At 70.9% G+C, this 16,430-nt stretch carries 11 protein-coding genes; 6 read left to right on the top strand and 5 right to left on the bottom strand.

Features of this window, described 5'->3' with window-relative positions; all coding sequences use genetic code 11:
- The first annotated feature begins 38 nt into the window (after window positions 1-38).
- The gene (locus HZZ10_RS05890) at window positions 39-215 is read left to right on the top strand and encodes an SPOR domain-containing protein (RefSeq protein ID WP_179912794.1); all 177 of its coding nucleotides are present in this window, start codon (window positions 39-41) and stop codon (window positions 213-215) included.
- Window positions 216-323: 108 nt separating this feature from the next.
- Here HZZ10_RS05890 and panB read toward each other — a convergent pair whose 3' ends face one another.
- The gene (panB, locus tag HZZ10_RS05885; protein ID WP_179912793.1) at window positions 324-1,187 is read right to left on the bottom strand and encodes a 3-methyl-2-oxobutanoate hydroxymethyltransferase; all 864 of its coding nucleotides are present in this window, start codon (window positions 1,185-1,187) and stop codon (window positions 324-326) included.
- A 77-nt stretch (window positions 1,188-1,264) separates the two neighbouring features.
- Window positions 1,265-2,926: an NAD+ synthase gene (locus HZZ10_RS05880; RefSeq protein WP_179912792.1), complete on the bottom strand. Its 1,662-nt coding sequence runs from the start codon at window positions 2,924-2,926 to the stop codon at window positions 1,265-1,267.
- A gap of 80 nt (window positions 2,927-3,006) precedes the next feature.
- Between HZZ10_RS05880 and HZZ10_RS05875 the strand changes: the two genes are divergently transcribed.
- Together HZZ10_RS05875 and HZZ10_RS05870 are read left to right on the top strand one after the other, a co-directional pair.
- A complete protein-coding gene (locus HZZ10_RS05875) occupies window positions 3,007-4,341 on the top strand; it encodes a glutamine synthetase family protein (protein WP_056131994.1) in 1,335 nt (444 codons plus the stop codon).
- A gap of 61 nt (window positions 4,342-4,402) precedes the next feature.
- The gene (locus tag HZZ10_RS05870; protein ID WP_179912791.1) at window positions 4,403-7,513 is read left to right on the top strand and encodes a bifunctional [glutamine synthetase] adenylyltransferase/[glutamine synthetase]-adenylyl-L-tyrosine phosphorylase; all 3,111 of its coding nucleotides are present in this window, start codon (window positions 4,403-4,405) and stop codon (window positions 7,511-7,513) included.
- Between the two features lie 14 nt (window positions 7,514-7,527).
- On the opposite strand, the gene HZZ10_RS05865 is transcribed toward HZZ10_RS05870, so the two are convergent.
- Window positions 7,528-8,796 (bottom strand): AI-2E family transporter, encoded by a 1,269-nt coding sequence (locus HZZ10_RS05865; protein ID WP_179912790.1) that lies wholly within the window; start codon window positions 8,794-8,796, stop codon window positions 7,528-7,530.
- A gap of 246 nt (window positions 8,797-9,042) precedes the next feature.
- Here HZZ10_RS05865 and HZZ10_RS05860 point away from each other — a divergent pair, with 246 nt between their 5' ends.
- The 3 genes from HZZ10_RS05860 to HZZ10_RS05850 all read left to right on the top strand — a co-directional run bounded on the left by HZZ10_RS05860 (window position 9,043) and on the right by HZZ10_RS05850 (window position 14,460).
- Window positions 9,043-12,501, top strand: coding sequence for a glycoside hydrolase family 9 protein (locus HZZ10_RS05860; RefSeq protein ID WP_179912789.1), 3,459 nt, complete (start codon window positions 9,043-9,045; stop codon window positions 12,499-12,501).
- A gap of 16 nt (window positions 12,502-12,517) precedes the next feature.
- A complete protein-coding gene (locus HZZ10_RS05855; RefSeq protein WP_228087154.1) occupies window positions 12,518-13,636 on the top strand; it encodes a LacI family DNA-binding transcriptional regulator in 1,119 nt (372 codons plus the stop codon).
- Between the two features lie 65 nt (window positions 13,637-13,701).
- Window positions 13,702-14,460 (top strand): class I SAM-dependent methyltransferase, encoded by a 759-nt coding sequence (locus tag HZZ10_RS05850; protein WP_179912788.1) that lies wholly within the window; start codon window positions 13,702-13,704, stop codon window positions 14,458-14,460.
- Between the two features lie 124 nt (window positions 14,461-14,584).
- Here the strand turns inward: HZZ10_RS05850 and HZZ10_RS05845 are convergent, their stop codons facing one another.
- Both HZZ10_RS05845 and HZZ10_RS05840 read right to left on the bottom strand, forming a co-directional pair.
- A complete protein-coding gene (locus HZZ10_RS05845; protein WP_179912787.1) occupies window positions 14,585-15,199 on the bottom strand; it encodes an MBL fold metallo-hydrolase in 615 nt (204 codons plus the stop codon).
- On the bottom strand, window positions 15,199-16,299 hold the full coding sequence (locus HZZ10_RS05840) for an S-(hydroxymethyl)mycothiol dehydrogenase (protein WP_179912786.1): 1,101 nt from the start codon (window positions 16,297-16,299) through the stop codon (window positions 15,199-15,201). The genes HZZ10_RS05845 and HZZ10_RS05840 overlap by 1 nt, the downstream gene beginning before the upstream one ends.
- Window positions 16,300-16,430: the final 131 nt, after the last annotated feature.

Raw genomic sequence — 16,430 nt, 5'->3', positions numbered from 1 at the left:
TCAGAGAGCGCCCCAGGCGCAGAGCTGAGGAGGGCCCCGTGGCCGAGTTCTACTTCAACACCAAGACCCGAGAGGTCGAAGAGGGAAAGCCGTCGTCGTGGACGAACCGGATGGGCCCGTACCCCACGCGCGAGGCGGCGCAGAAGGCGCTCCAGCAGGCCGACGCCCGCACCGAGGCGTGGGACGAGGCGGACGCGGAGGACGAACGGGCCTGACAGCCCGGACGAGGCCTGGTCGGCTCGCGTGACTGACATGACGAGAAGGCCCCGACGACAGATGTCGTCGGGGCCTTCTCGTCGTCCTGGACCGGCAGCTGAGTCCGGTCAGTGCTCGTACTGGTGCTCAGGTCCCGGGAAGGTCGAGGACTGCACCTCAGAGACGTAGGCCTGCGCCGCGTCGGACAGCGCCTGGCCGACCTGACCGAACTGCTTGGCGAACCGCGGCGACCACGCACCCATGCCGGCCATGTCGGTCCACACGAGAACCTGCCCGTCGACCTCGTTGCCCGCACCGATGCCGATCGTGGGGATCCGCAGGATCTCGGTAGCCCGTGCGGCGACGGGGGCGGGGACCATCTCGAGGACGACCGCCACGGCGCCGGCCTCCTGGAGCGCGAGGGCGTCCTCGCACAGCAGCTCGGCCGCCTCGTCGCCGCGACCCTGCACGCGCTTGCCACCGAGCATGTTCTCCGACTGCGGGGTGAAGCCGAGGTGACCGAAGACGGGGATGCCCGCTCCCGTCAGGAGCGCGACGTGGGCGGCGATGCGCTTGCCGCCCTCGATCTTGACGGCCTGGGCGCCGGTCTCCTTGAAGATCCGCACCGCGGACTGGAGCGCCTGCTCGGGGGAGGCCTCGTAGCTGCCGAAGGGCAGGTCGACGACGACCATCGAGTGCTTGGCGGCGCGCGCGACCGAGCGAGCCGCGACGACCATCTCGTCGAGGGTCACCGGGATGGTGTTCTCGTGGCCCAGGACGTTGTCCCCGGCCGAGTCGCCGACGAGCAGCAGGTCGAGCCCGGCCTCGTCGAAGATCCGCGCGGTGATGGTGTCGTAGGCCGTGAGCATCGTGAGCTTGCGCCCGGCCTCCTTGTGCTCGGCCAGGTGGTGCACGCGGAACCGCTTGCGCTGTGCGGGTGCGACGGGGGTCTCGGCTCCGGTGCCGGAACCGGGGAGCGAGTGCTGTGCCATGTGTGCTGCCTCTGCGTCGTGGGTGGGTCTGCGTCAGACGGCCGGCCAGGTCGTGACCGGCCGGGGGTGCGGGGGTGTCAGGCGTGCGGCTCGCGCCAGCGCGAGGTCACCGGGAGCCGGCGGTCGCGCCCGAAGGCGAGAGCCGTGACCTTGGGGCCGAGCGGGTACTGCCGGCGCTTCCACTCGGCGCGGTCGACGAGGGAGACGACCTTGTCGACCACCTCTTCGTCGAAGCCGCGGGCGAGCAGCTCGGCCCGGCCCTCGGCGTGCTCGATGTACGCGTCGAGGACCTCGTCGAGCAGGTCGTAGGGCGGCAGGGAGTCCTGGTCCACCTGGCCCGGGCGGAGCTCGGCCGAGGGGGGCTTGGTGATCGAGCTCTCCGGGATCGGCGGGATCTGCCCGGCGTCGAGGGCCGCGTTGTTGCGCCAGCGCGAGAGCGCCCACACCTGCGACTTGTCGACGTCCTTGATCGGCGCGTAGCCGCCGACGGCGTCGCCGTAGATCGTCGAGTACCCGACGGCGAGCTCGGACTTGTTGCCCGTCGCGAGGACGAGGTGCCCCTCGGCGTTCGACAGACCCATGAGGATCATGCCGCGCACACGCGCCTGGAGATTCTCGGCGGCGACGTCCTGCAGGTCGAGCTGCCCCTGGAAGGCGTCGACCATCGGCGCGATCGGCTGGACCCTGTAGTGGGCGCCGATGCGCTTGGCCAGGTCCGCCGCGTCGTCCTTGGAGTGCTCCGAGGAGTAGGACGAGGGCATCGAGACGCCGTAGACGTTCTCCCCGCCGATCGCGTCGGCGCAGATCGCGGCGACGAGCGCCGAGTCGATCCCGCCAGACAGACCGAGCACCACGCTGCGGAACCCGTTCTTGCGCACGTAGCCGCGCACACCCGTGACGATCGCCTGGTAGACCTCTTCCTCGTCGCCGAGCGGCGGGGCGAGCGGTCCACGGTGCTCTGGCTCGCCGTCAGCGGCGAGGTCCCACAGGAGCAGGTGCTCGACGAACTGGGGTGCGCTCGTCAGGACCGAGCCGTCCTCGCCGACCACGAAGGACCCGCCGTCGAAGACGAGGTCGTCCTGTCCGCCGACCATGTTGACGTACGCGACCGGCGCGCGGAGCTCGTGGGCCCGGCGCGCGGCGAGGTCGGTGCGGGTGTGCCCCTTGCCCTCCTCGAAGGGCGAGCCGTTGAGCACGAGCAGCAGGTCGACCTCGGCCTGGGCGAGCTCTGCGACCGGTCCGCCGTCCTGCCAGATGTCCTCGCACACCACGAGCCCGACACGACGGCCCTGGATCTCGAGGATGCAGGGCTCGGCGCCCGGGGCGAAGATGCGGAACTCGTCGAAGACCCCGTAGTTCGGGAGGTGGTGCTTGTCGTAGGAGGCCGTCACCGCACCGTGCTGGAGGACGACGGCCTGGTTGGTCGGCCGGGTCCCGGGGCTCGTGCGGGTGACCTGCGGTGCACCGACAGTGCCGAGCACGACGGTGAGGTCGCCTAGCCCGTCGGCGACCAGCTGGTCCGCGATCGTCTGCACGGCCGCGCGGGCGGCCCGCTGGAAGGACGCACGCAGCGCGAGGTCCTCGATCGGGTACCCGGTGATCGTCATCTCGGGGAAGGCCACGACGTGGGCTCCCTCGGCCGCGGCGCGCCGCGACCACTCGAGGATGGTCCGGGAGTTCGTGTCGACGTCGCCGACGCACGTGTCGATCTGCGCTAGGGCGATCCTGATGTCCACCATGCGACCGACCCTAGTGCTTTCCCTCGGCGATTTCCGTCTGTCGCGCACCAAAAGCCTCTGGCATCAGCCATGATGGACCCATGGACAGGCAGCAAGAGTTCGTGCTCCGCACGGTCGAGGAGCGCGACATCCGCTTCATCCGCCTCTGGTTCACCGACGTGCTCGGGATGCTCAAGTCCGTTGCGATCGCACCGGCCGAGCTCGAGTCCGCGTTCTCCGAGGGCATCGGCTTCGACGGCAGCGCCATCGAAGGGCTGACGCGCGTCTACGAGGCGGACATGATCGCCCGGCCCGACCCCACGACCTTCCAGGTGCTGCCCTGGCGTGGTGAACATCACGGGACCGCCCGGATGTTCTGCGACATCCTCACCCCCGACGGTGAGCCCTCGCTCGCGGACTCCCGCAACGTGCTCAAGCGCGCCCTCGCGAAGGCCTCTGACCAGGGGTTCACCTTCTACACGCACCCCGAGGTCGAGTTCTACCTCTTCGAGCCGCCGACGGCCGACGGCCCGCTGGTACCGATCGACCACGGCGGGTACTTCGACCACGTCGCCCGCACGCAGGGTCACGACTTCCGCCGCGCCGCGATCACGATGCTCGAGTCCATGGGCATCTCGGTCGAGTTCTCCCACCACGAGGCAGGCCCCGGCCAGAACGAGATCGACCTGCGCTACGCGGACGCCCTCACCACGGCCGACAACCTCATGACCTTCCGCACGGTCATCAAGGAGGTGGCGCTCGAGCAGGGCGTGTTCGCCTCCTTCATGCCCAAGCCGCTCGCCGACCAGCCGGGCTCGGGCATGCACACGCACCTCTCGCTCTTCGAGGGGGACCGCAACGCCTTCCACGAGCCCGGGGCGCAGTACGAGCTGTCGAAGACGGCCCGTCACTTCATCGCCGGTCTCCTCGTGCACGCCGCCGAGATCACCGCCGTGACCAACCAGCACGTGAACTCCTACAAGCGCCTGTGGGGCGGGGCCGAGGCCCCGAGCTACGTCTGCTGGGGCCACAACAACCGCTCCGCGCTCGTGCGGGTGCCCATGTACAAGCCGGGCAAGGGCAACTCGAGCCGCGTGGAGTACCGCGCGCTCGACACCGCCGCCAACCCGTACCTGGCCTTCGCGCTCACGCTCGCGGCCGGTCTCAAGGGCATCGAAGAGGGCTACGAGCTGCCCGAGGCGACCGACGACGACGTGTGGGAGCTCACCGACGCCGAGCGCCGCGCGCTCGGCATCAAGCCGCTCCCGCAGACCCTCGACGACGCGATCAGCCTCATGGAGAAGTCCGAGCTCGTCGCCGAGACCCTCGGCGAGCACGTCTTCGACTTCGTGCTCAAGAACAAGCGCCAGGAGTGGCAGGGCTACAGCCAGCAGGTCACGCCCTTCGAGCTCAAGCGCCTGCTCCAGGTCCTCTGACCCGGCCGACGCCCACGACCCGCCCTGACCTGCCCGCAGACCGACTGACGGAAGCACGCTGATGGTGAGCACCTCCCGGACCACGTCCTTGACCGGGAGACTCACCCGGCTCGGCTTCTCCGACGTCGCGCGCGCAGCCCAGCTGTGCGGGGACAAAGACCTCACGGCCGTCGTGGGGGAGGTGCAGCCGAGCTCAGCACTGCTGCCCGCCCTCGCGGCCACGGCCGACCCCGACCTCGCGCTCATCGCCCTCATCCGGCTGTGCTGCGCGGCGACCGTCGACCCGGACCACGCGCAGCGCGCCGCCCTGCTGGGGCGCCTGCTGTCGGGGGACACCGAGGGCATCGACGCCGTGCACCTCGCCCCGGACGAGCAGCTGGTCCGGGACCGGTTGCTGAACGTCCTCGGCGCCTCGGTCGCGCTCGGTGACGAGCTCGTGCGGCACCCCGAGCTGCTCGACGTCGTGAGCGACACGACGAGCGGTGTCGGGGTCGACGTCAGCCTGGTCCGGGCCGAGCTGCTCCGCGCGGTCGGGGCGGACCCCGAGGCTGACGTCCCGGTCGCCGGGATGCCGGAGATCGAGGCGACCGACGCGATGCGCCGGGCCTACCGCAGCAGGCTGCTGCGGATCGCGGCGAGCGACCTCACGTCGACCGAGCCGCTGTCGATCCTGCCGGCCGTCGCCGCCGCGCTGGCCGACCTCGCGTCTGCGGCCCTCGAGGCCGCTCTCGCGGTCGCCCGCGGCGAGCTGCCCGACCACGGTGCCGGCGTCCGGCTCTCGGTCCTGGGGATGGGCAAGTGCGGCGGGCGCGAGCTCAACTACGTGAGCGACGTCGACGTCGTCTACGTCGCCGAGCCGACCGAGGGGACCGACGAGAGCGACGCGATGGCCGCGGGCGCGAAGCTCGCCACGATCCTCACCCGAGTGTGCGGGGGAGGGCCGAGCAGCGTGCCGCCGCTGTGGCCCGTCGACGCCGCTCTGCGTCCCGAGGGCAAGAACGGGCCGCTCGTGCGTACCCTGTCCAGCCATGTCTCGTACTACGAGCGCTGGGCCAAGACCTGGGAGTTCCAGGCGCTCCTCAAGGCCCGCCACGTGGCCGGGGACGTCGAGCTCTCGCGGGCGTACACCGAAGCGATCACCCCGCTCGTGTGGTCGGCCGTCGAGCGGGAGAACTTCGTCGAGGACTCCCAGGCGATGCGTCGCCGCGTCGAGGACAACGTCCCGGCTGCCGAGGCGGACCGTCAGCTCAAGCTGGGCAAGGGTGGGCTGCGCGACGTCGAGTTCACCGTCCAGCTGCTCCAGCTGGTGCACGGGCGGTCCGACCCGTCGATCCTCAGCTCCAACACGCTGACCGCCCTCGCGGCACTCGCCAGCGCCGGGTACGTGGGCCGCGAGCACGCCGCCCAGCTGGCCGTCTGCTACAGGTTCTTGAGGGTCCTCGAGCACCGCATCCAGCTGGTCAACCTGCGGCGCACGCACCTCATGCCGACAGGTGAGCAGGACCTGCGTCGACTCGCGCGCTCGGCCGGCATGCGCAGCGACGGCGCCGAGGGGCTCGTCCAACGCTGGAAGACCGTGCGCCGCGACGTCCGCACGCTCCACGAAGAGCTGTTCTACAGGCCGCTGCTGCCCGCCACGGCCCAGCTGTCGGCCGAAGAGGCGAGCCTGGCGCCCGAGGCAGCCCGCGCGCGCCTCGCGGCCATCGGCTACCGCGACCCCAAGGGCGCGATGCGCCACATCGCCGTGCTCACCGAAGGGGTCAGCCGGCGGGCCGCGATCCAGCGCCAGCTGCTGCCTGTGATGCTCGGCTGGTTCGCCGAGGGCTCGGACCCGGACGGTGGGCTGCTCGCCTTCAGGCGGCTCTCCGAAGAGCTCGGCACCACCCACTGGTACCTCAAGCTGCTGCGGGACTCCGGGTCTGCCGCCTACAGGCTCGCCTCCCTCCTGTCGACCTCCCGTTACGTCGCGGAGGCCCTCGGTCGCTCGCCCGAGTCGGTCACCTGGCTCGCCGAGGACAGCGACCTCAAGCCCCGTCCGCTCGCCCGCCTGGTCGCAGAGTCCGACGCCGTGCTGACCCGCGCCGACGACCAGGTGCGGGCCATCACCGTGCTGCGCGCGATGCGCCGCCGCGAGCTCGCCCGGATCGCGTGCGCCGAGCTGCTCGGGCTGTGCGAGGCGCCCGCTGCAGCGCTGGGGATCTCCGACGCGGCAGACGCTGTGCTGCGCGGGGCGCTGCGCGTCGCGGAGTTCGTGCTGTGCGAAGAGGCCGGGCTGACCCGGGCGCAGGCTCCCGCCGCGATGTCGATCATCGCGATGGGCCGCCTCGGTGGCCGTGAGCTCGGCTACGGCTCGGACGCCGACGTCATGTTCGTCTACAGGGCGTCACCCGGGACCGAGGACGCCGTCGCCCAGAGGTACGCCCTCGATGTCGCACGCAAGGTGCGGTCCTCGCTCAGCGGGTCGAGCGAGGAGCCGCCGCTCCAGGTCGACGCCGACCTGCGCCCCGAGGGCCGCAACGGTCCTCTCGTGCGGTCCTTCGACTCCTACGCCGGGTACTACGGGCGCTGGTCGGCTGCCTGGGAGAGCCAGGCGCTGCTGCGGGCCCGGGCTGTCGCGGGCGACGAGACGCTCGGGGCGGACTTCGAGCGGCTCATCGACCCGCTCCGCTTCCCGGCCTCCGGGCTGGACGCGGCGACGGTCCGCGAGATCCGGCGCATCAAGGCGCGGGTCGAGGCCGAGCGGCTGCCCCGCGGTGTCGACCCGGCACGGCACCTCAAGCTCGGGCGTGGTGCGATCAGCGACGTCGAGTGGACCGTCCAGCTGCTCCAGCTGCAGCACGGGCACGCCGTGGAGGGCCTGCGGACCACCGAGACGCTCGCAGGGCTCGAGGCGGCGGTCGTCGCAGGGCTCGTCGAGCGCGACGACGCCGACGTCCTGTCCGAGGCCTGGCAGCTCGCGTCGAACCTGCGCGACGCCCTCGTCCTGTGGTCCGGGCGCGTCGGCGGGGCGACGGCCGACGTCCTGCCCTCCGACATCGCGGCGCTCAGCGGGATCGCCCGCGTGGTGCACTACCCGCCCGGCAGCGGAGCACAGCTCGAGCAGGACTACCTGCGGTCGGCGCGACGGGCGCGAGCCGTCGTCGAACGGCTGTTCTACGACTTCGAGGACTGAGCGCAGGGCGGCGATCAGTCCCGGGTGCCGTCCGTGCCGCGGTCCGGGAGCGGAGGCTCAGACTGCGCGCGCCCGTCGGCTGCGGAGTCGTGCGCTGTCGCTCGAGCGGCGGCTGCCGTGCTCTCGTCGGCCTCTGCCGCCCCGTCGCTGGACTCCTCCTCGCCTCCGTCGCTGTCACCCGGCGCGGGGTCGTGCAGCATGTGGGAGTCCACGAGCTCGTGTCGGCGCAGGTACGTGGTCGCGACGGCCTGGATGGTCGCGGCGACGGGCAGGCTGAGGAATGCCCCGAGAGCGCCGAAGACGGCACCGAAGGCGAGCACCACGACGAAGGACACCGCGGGGTTCATCTGGAGGGCGCGGGCCGAGATCTTCGGTGACAGCCACATGTTCTCGACCTGCTGGTACAGGATGATGAACCCGAGGACCATGACGGCCTTCTGCCAGCTGCCACCGGTGAGGGCGAAGACGATCGGCAGCGCACCACCGATGTACGTACCGATGGTCGGCACGAACTGCGAGACGACCCCTGTGAAGAGCGCGAGGGGCAGCGCGTACGGGATGTCGATGATCGTGAGGAACACCCCTGTGAAGAAGCTCGCGATCGCCGCGAGCACCACACGCGAGTTGATGTAGTCCGAGATCTTGATCTGCGTGATCTCCCACAGGCGCAGCACCTCGGTCTGGTTCTTGGGCCGCAACCACCCGCAGATCGACGCACGGAACTTGGGGCCTGCTGCCGCGAGGTAGTACGAGACGAGCAAGATCGTCGCGAAGGCGAAGAGGCCACCGATCACCGAGGTGCCGATCGCCAGGGCACGCGAGGCCACCTCGTTGCCGTAGTCCTGCAGCAGCTGGGCCTGGAGGTCTTCCATCTCGGGGATCACGACGTCGAACTGCTTCTCCGCCCAGAGCGTCACGGAGTCGTAGGTGCTGGGCAGCGACCGGATGAGGTCACCGGCCTGCTCGAGGAACATCCGGCCGAAGAGTGCGATGACCGCGGCGGCTGCGGCCAGCAGGCTGAACAGCACTGTGGCTGTCGCGGCGCCGCGCTTCCAGCCGTGCTTGACCAGCCACAAGATCATCGGCTCCATCGCGAGCGCGAGGAACAGCGCGATGATGAGGTTGACGATGAGGCTCGTGAGCGAGCCGAGGGCGCGCCACACGAAGATCGCGGCGAAGACCGTCACCACCCCGGACAAGAGCGCCCGGCCCAGCCAGCGCGGCGGACGCCTGGAGTAGTACGACGCAGGGGGCGCGGCAGGCGCTGCGGGGGACAGGTTCATGGCTCGACGGCTCTCGGGTGGGTCCTGGGGCAGGCACGGGTGTGCCTCCTGCAGAGGCGGGCACAGGGCACGCAGGTGCAGGGACATTGGACCACGCCGTGCGTCGCTCCGCTGGCAGGCCTCGCCTAACTGGAAGCGCTCCCGGCTTGCTCCCACTCTCGTCCAGGTGATAGTTTCCGGGGCACGCTCGCGAGACCGTCTCCCCCGACCAGGTGTGGGAGCGCTCCCGCACAGAATGGAGACATCGTGGTTTCCCCTCGTCATGCACGACAGGCGCTCGCCGTCCTGACCGCGTCATCGATCTCGGCAGCGCTGGTGCTCGCCACCGTCGTCGCACCGGCAGCGACCGCCAGCCCTCTGAGCACGGAGCACACCTTCACCGGAGGCGACCCTGAGGGATGGCACTCCTACGCCAACTCGGGCAGCGTCACCACCTCGACCGCGACCGAGGAGCTCTGCTCCACGGTCTCGGGAGGCACCAATCCCTGGGACGTCGCCGCCCAGCACGACGACCTCACCTTCGATCGCGACACCACCTACACGATGTCCTTCGACGCCCGTGCCGACCAGGCGGTCACCCTCCCGCTCCAGGTCGGCGCGACCTACCCGGCGACCTCCGCACGGCAGGTGGTCCTCGACGGCACCGCGACACCGCAGCACGTCGAGCTCACGGTCTCGCCGGCTACGTGGCCCACGACGAGCACAGACGCCGGGTCCCCGCTCGCCGACGGGTGGACGACCACGAGCGGGCTCGCCGTGCTCCAGCTCGGTGCGCAGGCTGTCCCGTACACCGTCTGCATCGACGACGTCTCGATCACGGAGCGCACAGACCCGACCGACCCGACTGACCCCACGGACCCCACCGATCCGACAGACCCCACCGATCCGACCGACCCTGCGGAGCAGGTCGTCGGAGGTGACTTCGAGGACGGGGCCATCGCCCCCTTCTACGCAGTCGGACCCGGTGTGACGAGCGCTGTCACCGACGGCGTCCTGTGCGTCGAGCTCGGTGCCGGGACCTCGAACCGGTGGGACCAGATCGTCGGGTACAACGGGATCGTCATCGAGCCCGGCACCACCTACACCCTCTCCTTCGACGCGAGCTCCTCGAACGGCCGACCGGTCCGCGCGATCATCGGCGACGACGAGGACCCCTACACGGTCCTGCTCGAGAACAACCCCACGCTCAGCGCCGGCATGCGCTCCTACACCTACACCTTCACCGCCGAGCGGGGCTTCCCGACCGACGGCGCCACGAGCCCGGGGATCGGGGAGATCTCGTTCCAGGTCGGCGGCTCGGACACCCCGTGGACCTTCTGCCTCGACGACGTCTCGCTCCTGAGCGGGACCGAGACTCCGCCCTACACCCCGGAGACTGGGCCACGGGTGCGGGTCAACCAGGTGGGGTACCTGCCCGCAGGTCCGAAGGAGGCGACCCTCGTGACGGACGCTCCCGCCGCTCTCCCGTGGGAGCTGCACGACGCCCAGGGCGTGACTGTCGCGTCGGGGACCACGGTGCCGGCCGGGCTCGACCCGACAGCAGGCGTCGCGGTCCACGAGATCGACTTCACGGGCGTCACCGCGCCCGGCACGTACACACTCGTGGCCGACGGTGAGGAGAGCTACGCCTTCACCGTCGGAGCGGACATCTACCAGCAGCTGCGCGCCGACGCGATCAACTACTTCTACCCCGCCCGCAGCGGTATCGAGATCGACGGCTCGCTCATGGTCGGCCAGCCGGACGCGCAGAAGTACAGCCGTCCGGCAGGGCACGTCGGCACTCCCGACGGCGCCGACGGCGGCCCCAACCGCGGAGACGTCGACGTCGCCTGCCTCACGCCGGAGACCGAGGGGCAGTACTGGATGTACGGAGACTGGACGTGCGACTACACGGCCGACGTCACGGGTGGGTGGTACGACGCCGGTGACCACGGCAAGTACGTGGTCAACGGTGGCATCGCCGTCGCCCAGCTCCTCTCCACCTACGAGCGGACCCTGACCAGCCCGACCGGAGCCGGCGCGGACCTCCGGGACGGCACGCTGAACATCCCGCTCGACGAGCAGACGAACGGGGTCCCGGACGTCCTCGACGAGGCACGCTGGGAGCTCGAGTGGATGATGAAGATGCAGGTCCCGGCCGACGCCGCCATGTACCCAGGGATGGTGCACCACAAGGTCGCCGACGCTGACTGGACAGGCCTGCCGCTCCTGCCCTCGCAGGACGCCCAGGAGCGCTACCTGCACAGGCCCTCGACGGCTGCCACGCTGAACTTCGCCGCGGTCGCCGCCCAAGGAGCCCGGCTGTGGGAGCAGTACGACCCGCAGTTCGCCGCCGACCTGCTCGCGGCCGGGCGGGTCGCGTGGGATGCCGCGCTGCGGACCCCCGACCTCTACGCCCCGGCTCCCAACGACGACCCGAGCACGGGCAGCGGACCCTACGACGACGACTCCGTCGGTGACGAGCTCTACTGGGCTGCGGCCGAGCTCTTCCTCACCACGGGGGACCAGGTCTTCGAGGACCACGTCCTGGCGAGCGAGTACCACACGGCGGACATCTGGACGTCGGGCGGCTTCAACTGGTTCGAGACGGCGGCGCTCGGCCGGCTCGACCTCGCGACCGTCGAGTCCGACCTGCCAGGACGCGCCGCAGTCCGTGACTCGGTCGTCGAGGCAGCCGAGCGGTACCTCGCGTGGCAGCAGGGTGAACCCTTCGGGACGGCCTACCCGGGGTCCGACGGGATCTACAGCTGGGGATCGAACAGCGCGATCCTCAACAACCAGGTCGTGCTGGGCACGGCCTTCGACCTCACGAGCGACCAGCGCTTCGCCGACGCCGTGCTCGAGTCGATGGACTACCTGCTCGGCCGCAACGCGCTCAACAACTCGTACGTCACGGGGTACGGGCAGCAGTTCTCCCAGAACCAGCACAGCCGCTGGTTCGCCCACTCCCTCGAGCCGTCGCTGCCGAACCCTCCGCGCGGCTCGGTGTCCGGTGGCCCGAACTCCGACGCCGTCACGTGGGACCCCGTCATCAAGGCGCTCTACGGGCCGGACCGCATGTGTGCCCCGCAGGCCTGCTACGTGGACGACATCCAGTCCTGGTCGACCAACGAGATCACGGTCAACTGGAACTCCGCGCTCACCTGGGTCGCGTCCTTCGTCGCCGACCAGCAGGACGGCGACGCGTCGGGTGCGGGGACTGTGGTGGTCGTGACGAGCGACCCCGCAGACGTCACGGTCGTCGACGGCCAGCAGGCCAGCATGAGCGCTGCCGCGACCGGGAGCCCGGCCCCGGGCGTCCAGTGGCAGCGCCTGACCGCAGGGGTCTGGACGGACGTACCCGAGGCGACCTCGACGACCCTCACGCTCACCGCGAGGCTGGGGGAGGGGACTCAGTACAGGGCGTACTTCACCAACGCCTTCGGTGGCGTCTACACCGAGCCCGCGACGCTCGAGGTGACCGAGAGTCCCGAGGTCGTGGCGCCGTCACCGGCCCCGGTCGTCGACCCGCCCGTCGAGGAGACGGCTCGTGGGGCAGGTGGCGGGGCGCCGGACGGTCGCGGCGGAGCGCTCGCCACCACAGGGGCGGACCCTGCGTGGGTCGTCGTCGCTGGTCTGCTGCTCGTCGCGGGGTTCACGGTGACCGGCGTCGCGCGACGTGGTCGACGCAGCCGTGACGGGTCAGCGCCGGGGGCCCGCGCCTGACAGTAGGCTGACCGCCATGCCCGAGGACCCGATGCACGACCCGTCGTCCGCGCCGCCCCGCCCGCCCAGCCTCCCGTCGAGCCACAGGTCCAGACGACCCACGCTCGACGAGGTGGCGCGGCGGGCCGGGGTGTCGCGGTCGGCGGCGTCGCGCGCCATGAACAACGCCCGCAACGTGAGCCCGGCCAAGCGTGAGGCGATCGAGCGGGCCGCCGAGGAGCTGGGCTACGTCCCGAACGCCACGGCCCGTGCGCTCGTGACGAACAGGGTCGGCTCGGTCGTCCTCGCCTTCTCCGGGGACGACCCGGCCTTCTTCGGCGACCCGTTCTTCTCCCAGGTGGTGGTCGGGGTCGCCACGGTCCTCGAGAAGGCAGAGCTCGACCTCACCCTGGTGCTGGCCTCGGCCCCGAACGGGCAGGCGCGGATCGAGCGTCTGCTGCGCTCGCGCCGGACCGACGGCGTGATGCTCATGGCGCTGCGCCGCGACGACCCCCTGGCACGGGTGGCCGACGCGACAGACCTGCCGATCGTGTTCTGCGGGCGCCCGCTCACCGGCGACCCTCGCTGGTACGTCGACGCGGACAACCGTGGAGGTGCGCGGAGCGCGACCGAGCACCTGCTCCGCTCGGGGCGTCGGCGCCTCGCGGTCATCACCGGTCCGATGGACCAGGAGGCCTCGGTCGCCCGCTGGCAGGGCTTCGTCGACGCGATGGCCGTGGCAGGGCTGGCGCCGTCGCTCGTCGAGCAGGCGGACTTCAGCCACGACGGAGGGGCTCAGGCGATGGCTCGGCTGCTCGCGGCCGACCCTGAGCTCGACGCCGTCTTCGTGGCGTCGGACAACATGGCTGCCGGTGCGGTCAGCACGCTCCGGGCGCACGGTCGGACGGTGCCGGGCGACGTGGCCGTCGTCGGCTTCGACGACCTCGACGTCGCCCGGCACACCGACCCGCCGCTGACCACGGTCCACCAGCCGGTCCGGGCCCTCGGGCACGAGATGGCGTCGATGCTCATCCGGGTGATGGACGGGGAGAGCCCGAGCCCGATCATCCTGCCGACGCACCTGGTGGTCCGTGAGTCTGCGCCGTCGTCGCCCGGCACGGAGGCCTCGGGCCTGCCTGCTGCGATGCCGGGATAGGCGCGCGGGACGCTCGAGACGCAGTCTCGTTGCGCCCGGGCAGACAGACCGGGCAGCATCGAAGCATGTCACGCACCTACGAAGACCTCGTCGCCGAGGCGTCGGCCGTCTCCGTCGACGGCTGGGACTTCAGCTGGCTCGACGGCAGGGCGACCGAAGAACGCCCCTCATGGGGGTACCAGCGGATCATGTCGGAGCGGCTCGCGGTGTCGTCTGCGGCGCTCGACGTGCAGACCGGTGGGGGAGAGGTCCTCGCGGGGGCTCCCGTGCTCCCCGCGGTCATGGTGGCCACCGAGTCGTGGCCGCCGAACGTCACTGTCGCGACGAGGCTGCTGCGTCCACGTGGGGTGGTGGTCGTCGCGGACCCGGACGAGCCCCCGCTGCCCTTCGCCGACGGTGCCTTCGACCTCGTGGTGAGCCGCCACCCGGTGACGGTCTGGTGGGACGAGATCGCCCGGGTGCTCGAGCCCGGGGGCACGTACCTGTCCCAGCAGGTCGGTGCCGCGAGCATGTTCGGCCTGGTCGAGCACTTCCGCGGGCCCTTGCCGGAGGAGTCGTACCGGGCGCGGCACCCCGACGACGCCGTGCGTGAGGCGGAGGCGGCGGGGCTCGAGGTCGTCGACCTGCGGAGCGAGACGCTGCGCACCGAGTTCTTCGACGTGGGGGCTGTCGTCTACTACCTGCGCAAGGTGATCTGGATGGTCCCCGGATTCACGGCCGAGGGGTACGAGGAGAGGCTTCGGGCCCTTCACGACGTGATCGAGCGTGAGGGGTCCTTCGTCGCGCACTCGACGCGGTTCTTGATCGACGCGCGTCGGCGGTAGGGCGAGGGGCGCTGAGCAGGCTCGGTACCGGGACCCCAGACAGACGACAGCGCCGGACCCCCTCGCGCGTCACGTGAGAGGGCCCGGCGCTGCGGACGGCCGACCAGGTCGGCCTGCGGCGCTGTCAGCCGTCGAGGTTCGTCTTCTCGGCGCCGATCGTCGTGTCGTCACCGTGCCCGGTGTGCACCACCGTCTCGTCCGGCAGCGCGAAGAGCCGGGCTCGGATCGAGGCCTCGATCGTCGGACGGTCGCTGAAGGAGCGACCCGTCGCGCCGGGTCCGCCGTTGAACAGGGTGTCCCCGGTGAAGACACTCCCGAGATCGGGGGCGTAGAGGCAGACCGCTCCGGGCGCGTGACCGGGGGTGTGCAGGACCGTGAGCGTCGTGCCGGCGACCTCGAGGGTCTGCCCGTCGGACAGGTCGTGGTCCCATGCGGTCGACGTGCCGTGCGTGAGCTCCCAGACGGGGCGGTCGGCCGGGTGCAGGTAGATCGGCGCACCGGTCCGCTCGCGCAGCTCGGGTGCCACCCGCACGTGGTCGTCGTGCGCGTGGGTGCAGACGATCGCGGTCAGCCGGCGGTCACCCACGGCCGCGAGGATCTCGTCGACCGAGTGCGGTGCGTCGATGACGAGGCACTCGCTGTCGTCGCCGACGATCCACACGTTGTTGTCGACGTCGAAGGTCTCACCGTCGAGGCTGAAGGTCCCCGACGTGACGACGTGGTCGGTACGGGCCGCCATCAGAGCACCACGACCGAGCGCAGGACGTCGCCGTCGTGCATCCGCTCGAAGGCGGCCTCGATGTCGTTGATGCCGATCTCTTCGGTGACGAAGGCGTCGAGGTCCAGGCGTCCCTGCTGGTACAGGTCGACGAGCATCGGGAAGTCGCGGCTCGGCAGGCAGTCGCCGTACCAGCTGGACTTGAGCGACCCGCCGCGGCCGAACACGTCGAGCAGCGGGATCTCGGGGACCGTCATCTCCGGGGTCGGCACGCCGACCAGGACCACGGTGCCGGCGAGGTCGCGGGCGTAGAAGGCCTGCTTCCAGGTCTCGGGGCGACCGACGGCCTCGATGACGATGTCAGCACCCTCGGCGCCCGGGTAGGTCTTCGAGGCGATCTCGCGGATGGCCTCGACGGGGTCGACCTGCGAGGAGTCGACGGTGTGGGTCGCGCCGAGCTTCTTGGCGGTCTCGAGCTTCTTGGCGTCGATGTCCACGGCGATGATCGGGCTGGACCCGGCGAGCGCGGCACCAGCGATCGCGGCGACACCGACCCCGCCGCAGCCGATGACGGCGACAGACTTCCCGCGGGTGGCGCCACCGGTGTTGATGGCCGCACCGATGCCGGCCATGATGCCGCAGCCGAGGAGGCCCACAGCAGCCGGGCGGGCCGACGGGTCGACCTTCGTGCACTGGCCTGCGGCGACGAGGGTCTTGTCGGCGAAGGCCCCGATGCCGAGAGCCGGGGTGAGCTCGGTGCCGTCTTCGAGGGTCATCTTCTGCGTGGCGTTCGCGGTGTTGAAGCAGTACTGCTGCTCGCCGCGCTTGCAGGCACGGCACTCGCCGCACACGGCGCGCCAGTTGAGGACGACGAAGTCACCGGGGGCGACCTCGGTGACACCCTCTCCGACGGACTCGACGACACCTGCGGCCTCGTGGCCGAGCAGGAACGGGAACTCGTCGTTGATGCCGCCCTGACGGTAGTGCAGGTCGGTGTGGCAGACGCCGCAGGCCTGGATGGCCACGACGGCCTCGCCCGGCCCGGGGTCGGGGACGTTGATGGTGACGATCTCGACCGGCGCGTCTTTGGCGCGGGCGATGACGGCTTGGACCTGCTGCATGGGGGGAGACCTTTCGACGACTGGTTGCCAGTCTCTCAGGGTCGGGTCTGGTCCGCCGAACTCAGGACCTGTGTCGCAGACGACAGCACCCCGCCCGCCTCGAGGGCGGACGGGGTGCTGCGTGCGTTCAG

Origin of the sequence: Sanguibacter inulinus, assembly GCF_013415325.1 — a bacterium.
In the GTDB taxonomy this organism is placed as follows: domain Bacteria; phylum Actinomycetota; class Actinomycetes; order Actinomycetales; family Cellulomonadaceae; genus Sanguibacter; species Sanguibacter inulinus.
Note: the sequence above shows the minus strand (reverse complement) of the source record. Positions and strands in the feature narration are given on the sequence as shown.